Origin of the sequence: Streptomyces sp. NPDC025273, assembly GCF_040638585.1 — a bacterium.
Lineage (GTDB): Bacteria > Actinomycetota > Actinomycetes > Streptomycetales > Streptomycetaceae > Streptomyces > Streptomyces cinereorectus.
In genome coordinates this window covers 52,674-68,786 of the sequence record NZ_JBEZYP010000022.1, presented here as the reverse complement: position 1 = coordinate 68,786, position 16,113 = coordinate 52,674, and the positions used below count along the sequence as shown (strand labels likewise).

Genomic DNA, 16,113 nt, shown 5'->3' with positions numbered 1-16,113 from the left:
CCTGGCCCTCGCCCACCCCGCCTTCGGGGCCGGCGAGGACCGGACAGGCCGCACGCCTCACCCCTCACCCCTTCCGCCCCGTCGACGGGTTCTTCCGCCGGCGGGGCGCAGCACTGCCCGCCATCAACCCTGTTGGAGGACGCCCCGTGCTCATCCCCCGCCCGCGCCGCCGGATCGGCCGGCCCCGCCCCATTCCCCCTGGCCCCCGCCACCCCGCGCCCCAGCACCGACGTCCCGGTGCCTGGAGCAGGTGATGGCAGGCCAGGGCATGGTCGACGTCGACCCGAACGACCCCGGCGACGGCTTCCTACCGGTCTTCCGGTGGAAGCAGGCCGGGCGCGAGAACCTCGCGACCCGCCGCCAGCTGCGGGACATGGGACTGCGCCCCGGCGGCCAGGAGCCCGTCGCCCGGATCGAATGCCGCGGCGGCAAGCGCTTCGCGTGGCTGTACCGGATCGACATGGCGAAGCCGAAGCTCCCGATGACTCTCGCCAAGGAAGCCGCGCTCGACAAGGCGATGGCGGCTCGTCAGCAGTGTCCCGGCCCCTGCGGTCGGCGCTATTTCCACTGCCTCCCGCTGAAAACCCTGGGGTCATGCGTGGAGTGCTACGACGGCACGCCCGCAGACCCCGCCTCCTACATCGCTCCCCCGGCCAAGCACCTGCTTGCTGCCTGATCCGAGAGGACACCAGCTCATGACCACCGACACCGTCAACACCACCGACACCGACGAGGCGATTCGCTACACCGCCGACGTCGTCCTGTTCTCCGCTGGCCATGTGCTGCTGATCGAGCGGGGCTGGGATCCGTTCGAGGGCTACTGGGCGCTGCCCGGCGGTCATGTGAACGTCGGAGAGACGAGCGTTGTCGCCGCTGCGCGCGAGCTCGAGGAGGAGGCCGGTATCGCTGTTCCGGTCGCGGATCTTCGGCAGGTGGGTGCCTTCGACGACCCCGGCCGTGACCCGCGCGGTCGGTACGTCAGCGTCGCCTACACGGCCACCCTGCCCGCGCCCGTTCCGCCGACGGCAGGAGACGACGCCAGGGCCGCCCGCTGGTGGCCCCTGGACGCGCTTCCCCACCTCGCGTTCGACCACGCCGACATCCTCACGGTCGCCACGGCCCAACTGAAGTGACCGTCCGCCACCTGCGCGGCGCCCTCCTGCTCGCCGCCGTCCCGCTCGTCGCGGCGACAGCCGCCGCCGCGCTCAAGGCCGGTCACCTCAAGTCCCACGCCGACCGGCACCGCATCGAGATCACCGCCCGGCCCCGGTCGGACTGCCCGCGCTGCCACGGCGAGGGCGGCTGGTGGACCGGCGGCGCTTTCCCCGAGATGGAGGCGTGCGGGTGCTGGTCCGACCGGCGCGAGCTGCGTATCCGGCTCCTGCCCATCCCGGCCTGGGACGAGCCGCCGTTCTGAGGACCACCGCCCCCGGCCGGAGGCCGGCCGGGGGCGGTGGCACCACGGGGCGTCCGCAGCATCGGCAAGAGGCCGGATGCCCCGCACCCCACCCCGAATCCGAGATGAGGAGCACACCCAGCATGACCGATCGCCTCCGGCCCATCGAGGGCCTCGCACTGGTCGCCGCCCTGACCGCCGTCTTCGACGGAGTCCACGCACTGGGCGACCACTTCGTTCAGAACAGCCACGACGCGTCGACCAAGGGCATGCACGGTTCCCACCTGGTCTACAAGAACGACGGCTCCCCGGTGGAAGAGAACCCCTGGCGGCACGGCAAGGAAGGCCGCACCTGCACCGCCAGCGCCTATGGCCGCCACTCGGTGAGCCGGCACGTCGCCAGCTACAGCGCCGTGCAGCTCGCCTCCACCCTCGCCGTCACCCGCACCCTCGGCTACCGCGTCCCTGTCAGCGCCCTGCTGACGGGTGCCGCGATCAATGCGATCACCCACGGAATCCTGGACAGGCGCGAACCGTTGCTCTGGCTCGCGGAGAAGGCCGGCAAGTCCGGTTACATCAAGCACGCCACCGTCGTCCGTAAGGCCGGCGGCGAGGGCACCGAGTACCCCGAGGCCGTCCAGGACGTCTCCGGGCCCGGGACGGCGCTGATGGAGCTGGACGAGGCGGCCCACCGTGCGATCGGCGTCGCTGCCGCCTTGGTCACCACCTGGATCACCCTGCGCAAGGGCAGCCACCAGTGACCGGCAGTGGTACGCGCGACAACCCCGCCGTGACCACCCCCGACACCGTCCCCTCAGGGTGCTTCTGGTTCCTCGACCCTGACGGCACTCTCTGTCTCGCACCCGGCTGCATGGCCCGCATCCAGGACCCCGACGCAGAGTGCCTGTGCGACACCCTCACCGCCCGTCACAACCGCCTCAGGCGCCAGATGCGGGAGCTGGTGGAACGCCAGAAGTACGCGGACACCTGGTGGCAGGCCCTGCGGGCCGCCGTCGACACCCATCCCGACCGGCACGCCATCCTCGCCGACACCCAGCGCCGCGCCGGCCGCTGACCGCCGCACTCGTTCAAGGAGCTCACATCGTGTTAACCGCTGTCATCGCCATTCTCGGAACCCTCGCCGGATCGTTCCTGACCGGCATCCTCCAGCACGTCAGCCAGCGCGCGCAGCGCAGTGCAGCCGAAGCCGCGGCCCGCCGCGCTGACGGTCTGTTGGCGGTGACTGACTTGGCGGCCGCGCTCGCGGATCACCGCCGGGCCATGTGGCTCCGCGAGGACCTCCGGCTGCTGGGTGAGGACTGGACCCAGGAGCGGGCCGCTTCCCACCTCACACGGTCCGCGATCACCGGCCCGCTGATGCGCGTGCGGATCCTGCTGCCCGTCCTCGCTCCGGCCGCCCAGACCGCCGTGGCGGCTGTCTACGCCCTGCGGAACGCCGAGAGCGACACCGCGCTGCGAGCCGCCCGTGAGCACGCGATCCGCACTGCCGACGACCTCATCACCGCCGCAGGCGCTTCCCTCACCGCCTGACCCGCCCCAGACACAACGCCCGGGACCGCCGTTGCGCCGGCGGTCCCGAGCTGTCCGTTCCCGTGCACGAGACGAGAAGGACACCACCGGTGCGACAACGGCGCCGACGCGGACGAAGCCCCCAACCGCGGCCCTTCACTGCGCGATCGGCTCTTCCGCAGGCACCAGCAACCTCACCACGCGGCGCAGCCGTCGGTGACTGCGCTTCGGCGCTGCCGTCTTCGAGTTGGGTGTGAAGCCTCACCAAAAACGGCTTCACATATGGCAGAGTTCATTATGTCAGGCGGGTTGGTCCTCGCCTACATCCCAAGCCACCTCCACCAAGGGAGCTCCCGCATGATCCAGCGTGCATCCACGTCCCCCAGGCCCGGACACACCCCGGCCTGAGCGCGGACGCGCCCCCAGCGCGGCATCGCCGCCCTGGCCCACCAGACACCCAGGACAGCCCCACCGGCGACGCCTTCGACCCAGCACTCACAGCAGGGATCGAAGCCGAACTCACCACGGCCCAGCGCTACTCACCACACGCCTGCGCCAACTCACCACGGTCCGTCGCCGAACTGTGATCCCGCAGGCATTCCCGTGGTGAGTGAACCGGTGAGCACCCCCCGGTTCAGTGAGGCATCCCCCGCACCTCCAGCAGCACGACCCATCACCCGACCCTGAAAGCAGGCACCCATGTCCTCGCTCCCGCAGCGCAACGTCACCAACCAGTTCGCCCACGCCCTCCTCGACACGGGGAGCCTCGCGACCAGCCTCACGATCGGTGTCGCCACCGCCTACGCGGCCTGGGACACCCTCACCCCCGCCCACTGGTTCGGCGACCTGCGGATCGTCGCCGCCGGAGCGCTCTTCCTCATCACCACCGCAGCCACCGACAACCTCCTCGGCATCGTCCTCTCCCCGCTGCGCCGCTCCCTGTACAGCTCCAGCTCCTTGTACAGCTCCAGCCCGGCCGTCACAGCCGAGGCACTCCCTCCGGTCGCGCTGACCGTCGACGAGGGCCTCGCCCAGATCGCCGCAGCGACTGCCGCCGACGCCGCACACCGCGCGGCGAACACCGCGTACTCCGTCGACCACGGCCAGCTCCTGAACAAGGCGGAGCGGTGGCACGGCTACGAGGACGGGGACGCCATGTTCCACATTGCCCCCGGCGCAGTCCTGTTCTTCACCTACGTCCAGGGCCGCTACCCACACGCCGAGTTCACCCTGCTGACCAGCAAGACGGACGAACAGGTCGAGATTCACACCATCAGCGACGTCCACCGCCACCTCACCAACCAGCCCATCCCGGATGCCGCCGCACCGAAGGCCATCGGCCGTGTCACGGCGGTGGCCGCGGAGCCCGCCGCCGACAGCCCCGCCTTCTGAACGAGGACCTGACCTGACGTGCCTGTGTGCCGTCCCAGCCCGCACCCGGGCCGGGACGGTGCACAGGACCGGCCAGCCCGGCCCCCACCCACAGCAGGAAGAGGGACCGGCCCCTCTGGCACCTCTCCTGATCCGAATCCCCAACCACCCTGAAGGAGCACGAGCGTGACCTTCCAGCAGCTCGACACGACCATCCCCGACAGGGCCGTCATCGTCCTCATCGGCGCGGCCGGCTCCGGCAAGTCCACACTCGCCTCCACCTGGCACCCGACCGAAGTCCTGTCCCTCGACCACTACCGGGCTCTCATCTCGGACTCCGCCGGAGACCAGGAGGCCACAGGCGACGCCGTGGCCGCCCTGCACCTCGTACTCGAAGCCCGGCTGCGCCGCGGCCTCACCTCGGTCATCGACGCGACGAACACCGACACCGCCGTCCGGGCCCGAACCCTCCAGGCCGCCGGCCGGTACGGGATGCCGACCGTGGCGCTCCTCGTGACCACACCCCTGCCGGTAGCCCTGGAACGCAACGCCGCCCGCCCCGACGACCGGCGCGTACCGGAGAACATCCTGCGCGCCCAGCACGCCGCAGCCTTCGCGGCTCGCCCCCAACTGCAGGAGGAGGGCTTCGGACAGGTCATCCTCGCCTCGGACATCGACCGGCTCGGCCCGCTCCTGCAGCGCCTCAGCACCAACCGGCATCTGGAGGAGGCCGGCCGCTACAAGGCCGGACGCCTGGACGATGCGCCGCTGCGCCGGTTCCTGGGTCCCGAGCTGGCCCGCCTGGCTGTCCGTGAGGAGAGTTCCGCTCTCGCCAACGGCGACCAGGTCCTGACCATCCGGATGGGGAAGAACCGCCTCACCTTTGCCCTGCGGAACAGCGACCGCATGGGCGACACCAGGCTAGACGTGCTGCTGCCCTGCCTCAGCAATCAGGGCTACGGCGAATGCCCGGGCCCCGTCTGGGCGCCCGTCTACGACGCCCGCGACATCTACCCCGCCTACACGGGCGCGCTCGGCCACAACTCGGAACTCGTGTGCTCGCTGTGCGGATTCCGGGTCGCCGACCAGGAGACAGCCGACCACGCCGCCGGCAGCGACGACCCCAAGGGAGAGGCCGACCTGTACGCCCAGTACTGGGAGGCGGTCAGCCCGTGAAGCGCCCCACCCTATTCGTAACGCCGCTGGACCACCGCGTGCGCCCCGTCCGTACAAGCCTGGAGGGCTGAGACATGAAGAGCTGGAACACCCCCGACCACCACATCGCCGACACCGAGAAGGCCCGCCTGCTGTTCGCCGACGGGAGCGATCAGCAAGCAGCGAACCGGCAGCGGCTCTGGCCGCTCTCAACGACAAGGCGGCATGACCATGAACAACAACGAGAGCCGGATCGTCTCCCTGGACGGTTTCCTCGACGAGGAGACGGTCCCCGGCGACAACCAGGGCACCACCGCCCGGTTCCGCCTCACCATTAGCCCGACCGACGACACCACCGACGAGACGATGCTGCCCTGCGCGGTCACCGACGCGAACCTGGCCATCTCCGTACTCACCGACCTCGTCCCCGGCGACGAGCTCCGTGTCACCGGATGCCTCCGGCTCCCCCGCACCCCCGACGAACGGCTGTGCCTGTACGTCCTCACCCTTGAGGTCCTCACGCCGATGCCGGACCAGGTGGCCAGCGAGATGCGCATCGAGCGCAACGGCCCGTACCTCTACGTCTTCGACGCCGACCACACCACCGTCCCCGTCTGGACCACGGATGGCGCCTGGGTCGGCACCGCCGAAGACCCGGCGAGCATCACGCAGCTCCTCGCCGACTACGAACGACGCCAGTCCGCCGGCAGCGCCTGACGGACAGGGACAGTGCGCAGGCGGTTCTCTCAGGACGGCCAGCAAGTGCGCAGACAGAAAGGGCTCGCACCGGATCTCCGGTGCGAGCCCTTTCTGCGTTGTGGCGGGAACGCTGTGAGCAACCCTGAATTGTCCTGGATCTCAGGCGCCCTCAGGCCCGCGCCCGCGCTGCCACCTTGGCTGCCATCCGCTCGGCCTCAGCCAGCAGCGTCGCGGCCTCCCCCTTGTCCTCTTCCCTGGCGAGAGTGATCTTCGCTGGCGCGAGCGCCTTGTACGTGTCGGCGAGCTGGTCGACGGCCTTGCGCAGTTCGGAAATGGCGGTCGCTCCCGTCGTACTTGCGGGCGCCGGTGCGGTCTCGGTCTGCTTGACGACGATCTCGCGTGCGAGGGCTGTCAGCTCGTCGGCCGAGAGCCGGCCCGCGCCTTCAGACGGGCGGGGGGAGTTGCTTGACCACACCGGTCAGGGCCTTCACCGGGACCGACTTGCCACTCGCGTCCACGATCGTCTCGTGGACGGCGACAGCGACCTCCGGGCCGTACGCCTTGGTGATCGGATTCAGCGCTATGGCGGCCTTCTTGCCGATATCTGCACGTGTAGACACATTGTTCGAATTGCCTTCGAATGAACTGTCTGCACGCGCAGACGCCAGCTCACCGACCGCGTACGCGGTGATCTCCTCATACGCCATGGGCCGCGACTTGTTGAGGGTGTCCCGTGCGAAGGCTTCGAACGACGGGTGCGTCTTGCGGTAGAGCCGACGCGCGTTGACGTTGGCCAGGGCCTTGGCCATCACCCACCACGCGTTCTCGAACTGCCGGATGCCCTTCATGCAGAGGCCGAGGATGAACTCCTCCTCCGCGTTGAGATCGCCCGAGGCCTCCGGCGTTTCGACCGAGTCAGGCAGATCAGCGAGAGTCATCGCCTTGTCCGCCCGCCCCTGAGCGAACGTGACAAGCGCGTCCGGCCCACCCGACACGGAACTCGGAACCTCCGGCAGCCCACTCTGCTGGCCGGCCACGGCCTTCGGCTGCCCGGCCTTACGAGCGGCGCGTGCAGCGAACGGATCGACCTTCGGGGTCACGGCAGCAGCCCTCGCTCTTCCATCTCGGTGACCAGCTCGTCGAAGACGGAACCCTTAGCGCTGACCTCGGCGCCTTCATGGGTGCGCATGTACTTCACGACGGCCGGCACGACCGTCGTGAAGACGTTGTACCCCTCGCCCTGGAGGTAGCCGCGCACCTGCGAGGTCTCGTTGATCCCGTTGGGGGCCTTGCACAGCAGGACCCACATCGCCGGCGGACGGCTGTCCGCACGCAGCGAGGCGACCTCCTGGATGAACCCCTGCATCGGGAGCTCCTCCATGCGCTCGACCTCGTTCATCGACGGCGGGATGCATCGTCACCTGGATCGAGCGCACCAACCACCGCCGCCGCCGACAGAGACGCCTGGCCCGATTGACCCCCGCCGAGTACGAGACCATCATGACCCCACCCGCAGCCCTGGCTGCATAAACCCCGCTGTCACCCGATCATGCAGCAGTCCCTCCTTGGCTCGGCGGTAGCTCCTCAAGCACTGAACCGAGCGGTCAGCCCAGGACGTAACAGGCCTTCGGAGCGGATCCCTTGAACTGGGTGCACAAGAGGGTTCCCTTGGGGAGCTTCGGGCCGCCGGATCGGCCCTTCTTCCCCCACAGCGTTTCGACGGCGATGCCGGGGGCCCGTCCGTTGTCGCCGGTCCAGGTCGACTTCTTCCAGCCGCTGGTCTGGGTGCCGTGGCCGGGCTTCTTGTGGGACCACCGAGCCCAGTAGGTGTGGTTCTTCACCCCGGAGACTTTGTGGGCGATGATCAGCGGCACGCGTCGTGTCGAGGTGTTGTACTGAACGATGATGCAGTAGTCGCCGCGATCTGTGCAGCGGTGGGTGTCCACGATCTGCGCGGGGGCGCGGCTGGTGCCGGCGTGTGCCGGGAGGGGTGTGCCTCCGAGGAGTACAGCCGTTCCGACAGCCCAGTAGATGATCTTTCGCATGTATGGCCAACCACAGCCGGGGCTCCGGGAAACGGGCCTGCCTGGCCGATCACCCGGACGTGGCGGCAGGGCCAGGGTGTCAGCGTCCGGTGAGGGCCCGGAGCACGGGGGAAGGGTCTTCGAGGTCTGCGGTGACGAGACCGGCCCCGGCGTCGCGTAGCTCGGTGGTGGTGGAGCGCCCTGTGGCGACGGCGAGGACGGTGACGTGGTTGTCCAGGGCTGCCTTGACGTCGGCCGGGGTGTCACCAATCAGCAGGACATCCTGGGGATCGATCAGGGTGTTCAGGCTCCGGCTGGTCCTGCGAATCGCGGTCCGGACGAGCTCGGCACGTTCGTCGTGGTCCTCCCCGTAGCCGCCGAGCGGGAAGCGGATATGGGTGTCGAGCCCGAACACGGCGAGCTTGGTCTGTGCCACCGCGGCGATGTTGCCGGTGACGACCGTCTGCTCCACGTGCCCCAGGGCGGCCACGGCCGCGAGCACGCGGCCTGCGCCGGGCAGGGCGTGGCCGCGCTCGCGGAGTTCACCGGCTCTCAGGCGGTGCTGTTCGGCGGAGAAGCGGGCGAAGGCCTCGAACATGGGCCGGTCGCCGGTGATGCCGTGAAGTTTCGCGGTCTCCCGGAAGATGACCGGTTCCGTCATTCCGTCGACCGCGGCCTGTTCGCGCATCGGCTGCCCGGTGACCAGCTCGAAGCAGTGGCCGAAGATCTCACCTCCGACGCCCCGGGTAGCGATCAGCGTGTGGTCGATGTCCCACAGCACCAGCTTCAACGTCAGCCTCCCAGTCGTCGCCCCGCCCTGTGCACGGGTCACGGTGTCACACGTTGATGGAAAGCCAACTGCCCGCGGACGCCGTCGCCCTACGGTTGGCGCAGATCAACAGGACAGGGGACATGCGCATGGGGCTGCCCACACTGCCGACCGGTGAGCGGATCCGGGAGCGGCGTGTCGGCATGGGCCGGACCCAGGCCGCGGTCGCGGGCCTGTGCGGGATCACCACGGACTATCTCTCCCAGATCGAGCGCGGGCTGAAGTCTCCGTCCAGCGAGGTGGTCGCGCGGCTGGCGGCCGAGCTGAAGGTCCCGGTGGGCTACCTCCTCGGCGACGACCAGCCGGCCCGCCCCGCACCGACATCCACCCCTGCGGCCAATGTCGTGCGCGCCCTGCTGGGACAGCACCTCCGCCCGGCCTCCACTGATCTCGCCCCGGGCGGGCTGCGGGACCGGGTGGAAGAGGCGTGGCGGATCTGGCAGACCTCCGCCACCCGCTTCACCGACGTCGAGACGGTCCTGCCCGACCTGATCGGCGACATCGAGACCGCCCTGCGCACCACCCGTCCCGCCCCGGCCGAGCACCGCGACATTCAGCGCCTGGCCGCCGACCTGTACGGGCTGCTGCGCTCGTACTGCCGGCGCACCGGGCGCACCGATCTCTCCCTCATGGTCACCGACCGGGCCCTGCGGGCAGCCGAGGAGGCCGATGACCCGCTGCGGATCGCGGTCGCGAAGTGGAACCTGGGCCACGCCCTGCTGTCCCAGCCCGGGCAGGAAGACGATGCTGCCGACGTCGCGCGGACCGCCGGTGAAGACCTGGCCCGGGGGCTCCCCACGTCGCCAGAGGCTGCCGCGATCCGGGGTGCCCTCGAACTTGTGGCGGTTGTCGCCGAGGCGCGGACCGGCCGGGCCTGGGCCGCCCGGGACCGCCTCATGACCAGGGTGCTTCCGCTGGCCCACCGGTCGGGGGAGGGCAACGTGGGCCGGACCGTGTTCGGTCCCACCAACACGATGCTGCACGCCGTGTCCGTGGAGATGACCGATGGCGACGCGGCCGAAGGGCTGCGCCTGGCCGATCGTGTGGACACCAGCCGGCTGCCCTCCTTGGAGCGGCAGTTCACCTTCGGGCTGGAAGTCGCCCGGTGCTACGACCTGCGCCGGGACGACGCCGCGGTCCTGGTGCATCTTCTGGAGCTGGAAGCCCTCGCACCGCAGGACCTGCAGCGCAGTCCTCTGGGGAGGACTCTGGCGATCTCGCTCGTGCGCCGGGCCCGACCCACCTATCGCCGGCAGGCCGCCGCCCTGGCCGAGCGTCTCCAACTCGTCTGAGATACCCGGGCCAGGAGCCGACCCGGACTCTCAGCTCGGGTTCCCGCCCCGCTGCCGTCGTACGGTCCCCCCTCACAGACCGTGGACAAGGGGAAACGCGATGAACACCGGTACCGCACCGTCGGACAAGGCAGCCGCTGCCGGGGCCCGCCTCGCTCCGGCCGGCCAGGACTGGGACGCCGTCCGGGTGACCCGGTTCGTAGGCCTGCAGGTCATCGAGCGCCTCGGCCCCGGAGTCGGCCCCGTCATCATGGACCCCGGAGCCCGCAGCATGTACTTCCTCGTCCCGCCCGGCACCACCAGGACTTGGCCCGACCTGCCGCAGTGCACGGCACTGGGGGAGACCAACCACGTGGTCCTGCCGCCCCGGCACAAACAGAAACTGCCCGGCCCCTACTGGCTCATCCCCCCACAACAGCCCCTCGCGGCCACCCACATCCTGCGCGAAGCCCTGGAAACCGTCCTCGGCCCCCGCCCCGGCACAACACCCGAGACGCCCCTGGACCTCTCCCGGCTGACCTTCGACCAGATCCGGGGATGGAACTGCGCACTGTGCGGTACACGCCTGCACCGCGACCGGTCTCTCGGGACCCACCGCAGCAGCACCGGTCTCCTGACCGAAGCCACCGAGCTCTGGGCATGCGCACCCGCCTGTCCCTGAACACCACCGCGAACTGCTGAACGCGCTCTGCACTTTACCCGCCGCACTCCCGGATACCGACGGCCCCTTGTCTCGTGGTTACGACCAGCACACATGACTGCCTGTCATGCCTGGTCAGCTACTGCGAACATGAGGGGGTATCACTGCCCATCCTCCCGGGAGTCCGTCCGTGAACCGTCGCCGTGTCCTGCCGATCGCCACCGCATTGCTCGTCGCGTCGCTGGCCGGGTGCAACCCACAGCTCGCCGACGAGGGTGACGGGAAGCCTTCCGCGGCCGCCGGATCGTCCCCTTCGGCCGCCGCACCCTCCGGCGCGGCAGGCGGCGGGCCCGCCGAAGGCGGCCTGCCGCTCGCGGACGCCATCGCCAAGATTCCCGAAGGCGTGGAGAAGCGGGACGGCTACGAGCGTGACAGCTTCAAGCACTGGGTCGACGAGGACGGCGACGGATGCCCCACCCGCGCCGAGGTCCTCATCGAGGAGGCGACCACGAAGCCCGAGCAGGGGGAGGGCTGCGCACTCACCGGTGGCGTGTGGATTTCGTACTACGACGAGGCCGAGGTCACCGAGGCGAGGAAGCTGGACATCGACCACATGGTCCCGCTCGCCGAGGCCTGGGACAGCGGGGCGTACGACTGGACCGCGGAACGGCGTGAGGCCTACGCCAACGACCTCGGTGCCGAGCGGTCGCTGGTCGCGGCCACCGCGAAGACGAACCGCAGCAAGTCCGACCGGGACCCTGCCAACTGGCTGCCGCCGGCCGAAGCCGCGCACTGCCTGTACGCCTCGGACTGGACGGCAACGAAACTGCGGTGGCAACTCAACGCAGACGACAAGGAACGGGCCGCACTGGTGAAGCTCGCCGCAGCCTGCCCGGACACGACCGTGCAGTACAAAGTCGCGCTCTGACGTCGCCCTCACCCGTGCCGAGTCGACCGTGACCGTGATCTCGGCCCCGGGTACGAGACCAGGAACGGATACTGGATGTCCTTTGGGCCCTCAGCCTTCGTGATCGAGATGGCGCGGCGGCGCGGCGACTCTTCCCAGACGAACAGACCTGACCAGGCAGCCGTCCCCAGCCCCGTCCGACGCTCCGGCCTCCGACTCAGAGCATGAGCGCACCGTCCGGTCCGACGACGAGCAGCCCTGGAGCGCCACGGGGTGATGCGGCACCGCACGACGCTTTCGGAGCTTGCGCTGCCGACGGTCGCCGGACAGAAGGCGTGAGAGCGGCGCTGTCGGTGGTGCCTGACAGGATTGCACGAATGGAGATCAATCACGCGCTACGCCATCCCGTGAACCAGCAGCGCCTGGACCAGGCCTTTGACGACAAGGCGGACCGTGTTCAGGAGCGTTTCGAGGATGTCTATCAGCGTGGCTATCCGATGCGCGTGATGCTCGAGGAACTCAGCCACGAGCTACTCGACCACGTTGCAGCGCGCACCACCCAGGACCCCGACCTCGACGACGAGCGCACTCGCCTCGCTCTGCTCACCGCTGCTGAATGCCGCCTGGGCGTGCTGGACCGGGGCTGCTCTCCCAGAGGTGACTGGGAGATCCCCTTGCCTCTGACCAGGACGCGACTGACCAGCGAGGAGCTGGACTACGACGAGACGCACGACGCGACCGACACGGTCACCGCCCGCACATGGATCGCCGCCTTCGACGTCTGCGTCGCCAGCGGGCTGGTGCGGGACTGGGAACGGGTGATCGGTCTGCTCCTGCGCAGCGACTTCGCATCCGCCCTGCGCAACAACCTGCCCCACGCCGGCCGGGACTCCGTCTCCGAACCGGACGACCTCGCGCACATGAACGCCCTGTGCGGCTACCTGACCCCGGCCCCGGGTCACCTGCCCCGCGACTGGCCGCAGGTGACGCTGACGAAGCCTTCGACGGACGAGCGACTGGACGCTGCCCTCGCTCTGGACGCCGCCCACGCGGTCAGCCCCGATCAGTGCCTGCTGCGCGTCCTGCTCGCCGACGATCAGGTCGCCTTCGAGAGGGCCCTGGACGAACGACTGGCGAAGCACCGTGCCGGTGTTGGTGAGGATCCCGCGCCCGGAACTCTGCTTCCCCTGGGCACGATCGCCTTGGCCGCGCTCGCCGTGCAGGTTCATGGATGGGACCTGCAGACCAGGTCCGCCTATCTTCCGACCTCGCTCTTGAAGCCGCCTGCCCCTGTCGGCTCCTGACCCGGCACGCCGGTCAGAGGGTCGTTGCCCGGCCGCCGAGCTACAGCAGGTCCACCTCCGCGTCGACGTCCTGCCGGGAACGTGGCCCGTGCGATGTCACGGGTGAGCCGCTTCAACGGTCCGGTGCCGAACGCCCAGCACGATGGACGACCCCGACCGACGGGCCGGGGGCGTCCATCGTGCTGCCCGAACGCCGCGAGGGTCTCGACACAGGATGGGTACGCGTCGCTGCTGCTGCAGCCGCTCCCGCCGATCCCTGACCGGAGTGGGGCAGCGAGTACGGACGCGCGTGTCCAGACGTGACAAGAAAATCGAACATACGCTCTAATGTGGGGATGGATGTCCCCACCTTCCCCACCGACCTGGTGCAGGCCCAGCGCGACCTCAACGCCACGTACGACGCCCTCGCAGCACCCCGCCAGCACGGGAACAACACCGCACTGCGCCGGCGCCTGCTCCTCCTGTCCGCCCGCATCTGGTGGCACCCCTTCTGGAACACCCAACCGCCCGGCAGGCCTGCGGACCGGACCGAGCTGCGCCGTCAGGCCCGCGGCGACCGTCGCGCAGCGAGGGCGGCATGAATACCGACGCCCCGACCGATCGGCAGGTCCAGATTTTGCGGGTGATCAGAAACTGGATCGCGGATCACGGCGAGGGGCCCTCGATCCGCCAGATCGGAGAACGGGTCGGCCTGTCCAGCAGCAGCTCGGTCGCATACCAACTCGGTCGCCTGGAAGAGCTTGGACTGATCAGCCGCACCGGGCGCCGTTGGCGCTCCTGTCAGCTCGGCACCTGAGTTCCCTCGCTCTCTCAGCGACACCCGGCCTACCGTCCAAGGCCGGGACAGTGAAATCCCCGGGTCGCTGTCAGTGCCCGCCCGCATACTGACGGATCAAGCCAATGCTGTACGGCTGCGGCCTCCATCTGTCTGCGGAGGCGCGGCACCTGGCCAACCGCGGGACCAGACTCTTTCCCACTGCCGCTCTGGCAGTACTCCACGCGGCTCTGCGCGTGAGCAGCAGTTCGACCTGCCGGTCGGTGACCACCTTGGCCGGGCCTGGCTCGTGTCCTTGGAGTTCGTCCTCGACGGCGCGGAAGGCGGCCATCAGAGCGTCCGCACCGGGACCGGCTGGCAACTGGCCGCCCTGGAACTGGCGGAATGCTTCCACGGTACGGCGCATCTTTTCGTGTGCCTCGGCTTTCTTCCACTCTTGGTGGAAGACGGCTTGGGCGCCCCCGGGCCGGTGAGCGTACCCCTCGCTCGTGACTACAGACAGGTGCTTGAAGTGCAGTTTCGTGGCCAGCAGCGCGCCGGGCCGGGCCGCCATTTCAACCGCGAGCGTGCGGCGCAGGCTGCGGGGATGGACCGGTCTGTCGGGGATGGGCTCCAGGCCCAGACGTTGGCCAGCGGGCGAGGTCACCCATCGCCGCAGCCAGTCCATCGCGCCGTTGCTGTTGAAGCCCTGGAAGGAACCGAACAGCAGCTGGCCGGGCTCGGCATCGGTCAGTTGCTCGGCCAGAGCGACGGCGCGGACGACCTCCTCGACTACGACCCATTCATCACGCTCGCCGCCCCAGCGGCGGCCCTTGACGACCTTGACGACCTTGCCGACCAGGCGATGCCGAGCCAGGCCCGGGGCGTCTTCCTCTGCAGGATCGTGGCAGCCGACCATCAACTCCATCAGCTCGCTGGACCGCATGCCGGTCAATGCCGAGGTCGTGATCACGCAGGCATGTCCGACGACTCTGACCAGGGCGTGTGCCTGCACCGCCGGCAACGGGAGCGACCACGGGACCAGGTCACCGCTGTCGGCGCGGGGAACATCCACTGCGTCACGGCACCACGGATACTCCGTCCCGACCTGAGCAACTGCCGCTTCCAGCAACGGACGGACGCTCGGGAACAACCGCCGTCCGATGTCCCGGTGCCCGGTCGGCCGCAGCAGCGGGAGGAAGCGGATCTTCAGCAGTGGATCGTGGGGATCCCATCCCTGGGTCGGGCGCTTGCTCACCTGCCAGTCTTCGAGCCGGGGCAGTGGCCTTCCGGCCCGCACGTACTCTTCGAGCACCGCCGCGAGCGGAGCTTCATCGCGCAGGTTGCGAACCAACCACGGGTGAGCACGTCCTGACCGGCATCGCCATCAACATCGAACGCCTCGCCTCGTGCACAACTCGCCACCCCCACCGCCCCACGACCTTCCAGCAGTACCTCGATGCCCGCGGCCTGACCTGGGAATGCTGGTGGCGGCAAGGTAAATGAGCCGCGCGCACAAGATCCCCGACAGAGTCGCTCAAGGAGTGGGGAGGTGGACGGCGGGGAGATTCCCGGCCTGTGCGGCATCCTGGTCGATGCTCAGCCCCGTGTACGCGCCCAGCGCGGTGAACACCAGGGTGGGCAGGCGCGCGCCGTGTTGTTCGTAGTAGGCGGTCACCTCGTCGGCGGTGGCGTCGGGGATGGAGGGGAAGACGGCACCGGCGGCGGTGAGCGCCGCGTCCAACGCCGACTCGTGGCCGGTGGTGGTGCCGAACTCTGCGCGCCGTATCACCTCGTCGCCTTCGACGTGCAGGATCGCGGCGGGCGGGCTGTACAGGTTCCGGCTGGCGCACAGGATCTCTTCACCCGGGCCGGGCCTCATCGAGGGGACACGGCGGAAGCCGGTTGCCCAGGTCGCGGCGTGGTCGTTCTCCAGCACGTACGTCCACTCACCCTCGCTGCCATACATCGCGTAGGCGTAGCGGGTGGGGTCGTGGCCGGGCGGGGTGGGCTGGCTACGCAGTTCGGCCAGCGGGGTGCGGGCGGCGAGCTGATCGAGGTCGGCCCCGCGGTTGATGAGGAACTCGTCAGGGTCGATGCCTCGGGCGAGGGTGAGGGAGATGCCGCCGCGCATTCCGGGGACGGGCGTGGCGGTGTGGGCGTGGGCGCCTATCCAGGTGAGGCCGTTGGTCATGGAGGGGGTCCGTTTGCT

At 69.6% G+C, this 16,113-nt stretch carries 22 protein-coding genes; 15 read left to right on the top strand and 7 right to left on the bottom strand.

Translation table 11 applies throughout. The annotated features are described in order from the left end of the window. The first annotated feature begins 253 nt into the window (after window positions 1-253). From AB0F38_RS27845 to AB0F38_RS27805, 9 genes are all read left to right on the top strand, one after another. Window positions 254-676, top strand: coding sequence for an RRQRL motif-containing zinc-binding protein (locus AB0F38_RS27845; RefSeq protein WP_361898945.1), 423 nt, complete (start codon window positions 254-256; stop codon window positions 674-676). Window positions 677-695: 19 nt separating this feature from the next. After that, the gene (locus tag AB0F38_RS27840; protein WP_361898942.1) at window positions 696-1,133 is read left to right on the top strand and encodes an NUDIX hydrolase; all 438 of its coding nucleotides are present in this window, start codon (window positions 696-698) and stop codon (window positions 1,131-1,133) included. Continuing rightward, window positions 1,130-1,417: a hypothetical protein gene (locus AB0F38_RS27835; RefSeq protein ID WP_361898939.1), complete on the top strand. Its 288-nt coding sequence runs from the start codon at window positions 1,130-1,132 to the stop codon at window positions 1,415-1,417. Before AB0F38_RS27840 ends, AB0F38_RS27835 begins: the two co-directional genes overlap by 4 nt. Window positions 1,418-1,539: 122 nt before the next feature. Then, window positions 1,540-2,157: a hypothetical protein gene (locus tag AB0F38_RS27830; protein ID WP_361898937.1), complete on the top strand. Its 618-nt coding sequence runs from the start codon at window positions 1,540-1,542 to the stop codon at window positions 2,155-2,157. Window positions 2,158-2,186: 29 nt separating this feature from the next. Further along, window positions 2,187-2,471, top strand: coding sequence for a hypothetical protein (locus AB0F38_RS27825; RefSeq protein WP_361898934.1), 285 nt, complete (start codon window positions 2,187-2,189; stop codon window positions 2,469-2,471). 29 nt (window positions 2,472-2,500) lie between these two features. After that, entirely contained in the window at window positions 2,501-2,947 is a 447-nt protein-coding gene (locus tag AB0F38_RS27820) for a protein kilB (RefSeq protein WP_361898931.1), read from the top strand. Between the two features lie 678 nt (window positions 2,948-3,625). Further along, the gene (locus AB0F38_RS27815) at window positions 3,626-4,318 is read left to right on the top strand and encodes a hypothetical protein (RefSeq protein WP_361898928.1); all 693 of its coding nucleotides are present in this window, start codon (window positions 3,626-3,628) and stop codon (window positions 4,316-4,318) included. A gap of 165 nt (window positions 4,319-4,483) precedes the next feature. Beyond that, window positions 4,484-5,473, top strand: coding sequence for an ATP-binding protein (locus AB0F38_RS27810; RefSeq protein ID WP_361898925.1), 990 nt, complete (start codon window positions 4,484-4,486; stop codon window positions 5,471-5,473). A 210-nt stretch (window positions 5,474-5,683) separates the two neighbouring features. After that, window positions 5,684-6,169: a hypothetical protein gene (locus AB0F38_RS27805; RefSeq protein ID WP_361898922.1), complete on the top strand. Its 486-nt coding sequence runs from the start codon at window positions 5,684-5,686 to the stop codon at window positions 6,167-6,169. A 151-nt stretch (window positions 6,170-6,320) separates the two neighbouring features. Here the strand turns inward: AB0F38_RS27805 and AB0F38_RS27800 are convergent, their stop codons facing one another. From AB0F38_RS27800 to AB0F38_RS27780, 5 genes are all read right to left on the bottom strand, one after another. Next, a complete protein-coding gene (locus tag AB0F38_RS27800; RefSeq protein WP_361898919.1) occupies window positions 6,321-6,626 on the bottom strand; it encodes a hypothetical protein in 306 nt (101 codons plus the stop codon). Beyond that, a complete protein-coding gene (locus AB0F38_RS27795) occupies window positions 6,595-7,251 on the bottom strand; it encodes a hypothetical protein (RefSeq protein WP_361898916.1) in 657 nt (218 codons plus the stop codon). Before AB0F38_RS27795 ends, AB0F38_RS27800 begins: the two co-directional genes overlap by 32 nt. After that, window positions 7,248-7,550: a hypothetical protein gene (locus AB0F38_RS27790; protein WP_361898913.1), complete on the bottom strand. Its 303-nt coding sequence runs from the start codon at window positions 7,548-7,550 to the stop codon at window positions 7,248-7,250. Before AB0F38_RS27790 ends, AB0F38_RS27795 begins: the two co-directional genes overlap by 4 nt. 205 nt (window positions 7,551-7,755) lie before the next feature. Next, entirely contained in the window at window positions 7,756-8,196 is a 441-nt protein-coding gene (locus tag AB0F38_RS27785) for a hypothetical protein (RefSeq protein WP_361898911.1), read from the bottom strand. Window positions 8,197-8,275: 79 nt separating this feature from the next. After that, window positions 8,276-9,007, bottom strand: coding sequence for a haloacid dehalogenase-like hydrolase (locus AB0F38_RS27780; protein ID WP_361898908.1), 732 nt, complete (start codon window positions 9,005-9,007; stop codon window positions 8,276-8,278). 14 nt (window positions 9,008-9,021) lie between these two features. On the opposite strand from AB0F38_RS27780, the gene AB0F38_RS27775 reads away from it, so the two are divergent. The 6 genes from AB0F38_RS27775 to AB0F38_RS27750 all read left to right on the top strand — a co-directional run bounded on the left by AB0F38_RS27775 (window position 9,022) and on the right by AB0F38_RS27750 (window position 13,943). Beyond that, entirely contained in the window at window positions 9,022-10,296 is a 1,275-nt protein-coding gene (locus tag AB0F38_RS27775) for a helix-turn-helix transcriptional regulator (protein ID WP_361898905.1), read from the top strand. A 100-nt stretch (window positions 10,297-10,396) separates the two neighbouring features. Next, the gene (locus AB0F38_RS27770) at window positions 10,397-10,957 is read left to right on the top strand and encodes a hypothetical protein (protein WP_361898902.1); all 561 of its coding nucleotides are present in this window, start codon (window positions 10,397-10,399) and stop codon (window positions 10,955-10,957) included. Window positions 10,958-11,126: 169 nt separating this feature from the next. After that, window positions 11,127-11,864 (top strand): HNH endonuclease family protein, encoded by a 738-nt coding sequence (locus AB0F38_RS27765; protein WP_361898899.1) that lies wholly within the window; start codon window positions 11,127-11,129, stop codon window positions 11,862-11,864. Window positions 11,865-12,220: 356 nt separating this feature from the next. Then, window positions 12,221-13,147 carry an immunity 49 family protein gene (locus tag AB0F38_RS27760; RefSeq protein WP_361898896.1) on the top strand — a complete coding sequence of 309 codons (927 nt, stop codon included), beginning with the start codon at window positions 12,221-12,223 and terminating at the stop codon, window positions 13,145-13,147. Window positions 13,148-13,482: 335 nt separating this feature from the next. Beyond that, window positions 13,483-13,728 (top strand): hypothetical protein, encoded by a 246-nt coding sequence (locus tag AB0F38_RS27755; RefSeq protein WP_361898893.1) that lies wholly within the window; start codon window positions 13,483-13,485, stop codon window positions 13,726-13,728. Beyond that, window positions 13,725-13,943 (top strand): MarR family transcriptional regulator, encoded by a 219-nt coding sequence (locus AB0F38_RS27750; protein WP_361898890.1) that lies wholly within the window; start codon window positions 13,725-13,727, stop codon window positions 13,941-13,943. Before AB0F38_RS27755 ends, AB0F38_RS27750 begins: the two co-directional genes overlap by 4 nt. A 70-nt stretch (window positions 13,944-14,013) precedes the next feature. Here AB0F38_RS27750 and AB0F38_RS27745 read toward each other — a convergent pair whose 3' ends face one another. Then, the gene (locus AB0F38_RS27745) at window positions 14,014-15,255 is read right to left on the bottom strand and encodes a hypothetical protein (protein ID WP_361898887.1); all 1,242 of its coding nucleotides are present in this window, start codon (window positions 15,253-15,255) and stop codon (window positions 14,014-14,016) included. Between the two features lie 183 nt (window positions 15,256-15,438). Next, window positions 15,439-16,095 (bottom strand): hypothetical protein, encoded by a 657-nt coding sequence (locus tag AB0F38_RS27740; protein WP_361898884.1) that lies wholly within the window; start codon window positions 16,093-16,095, stop codon window positions 15,439-15,441. Between the last annotated feature and the right edge of the window lie 18 nt (window positions 16,096-16,113).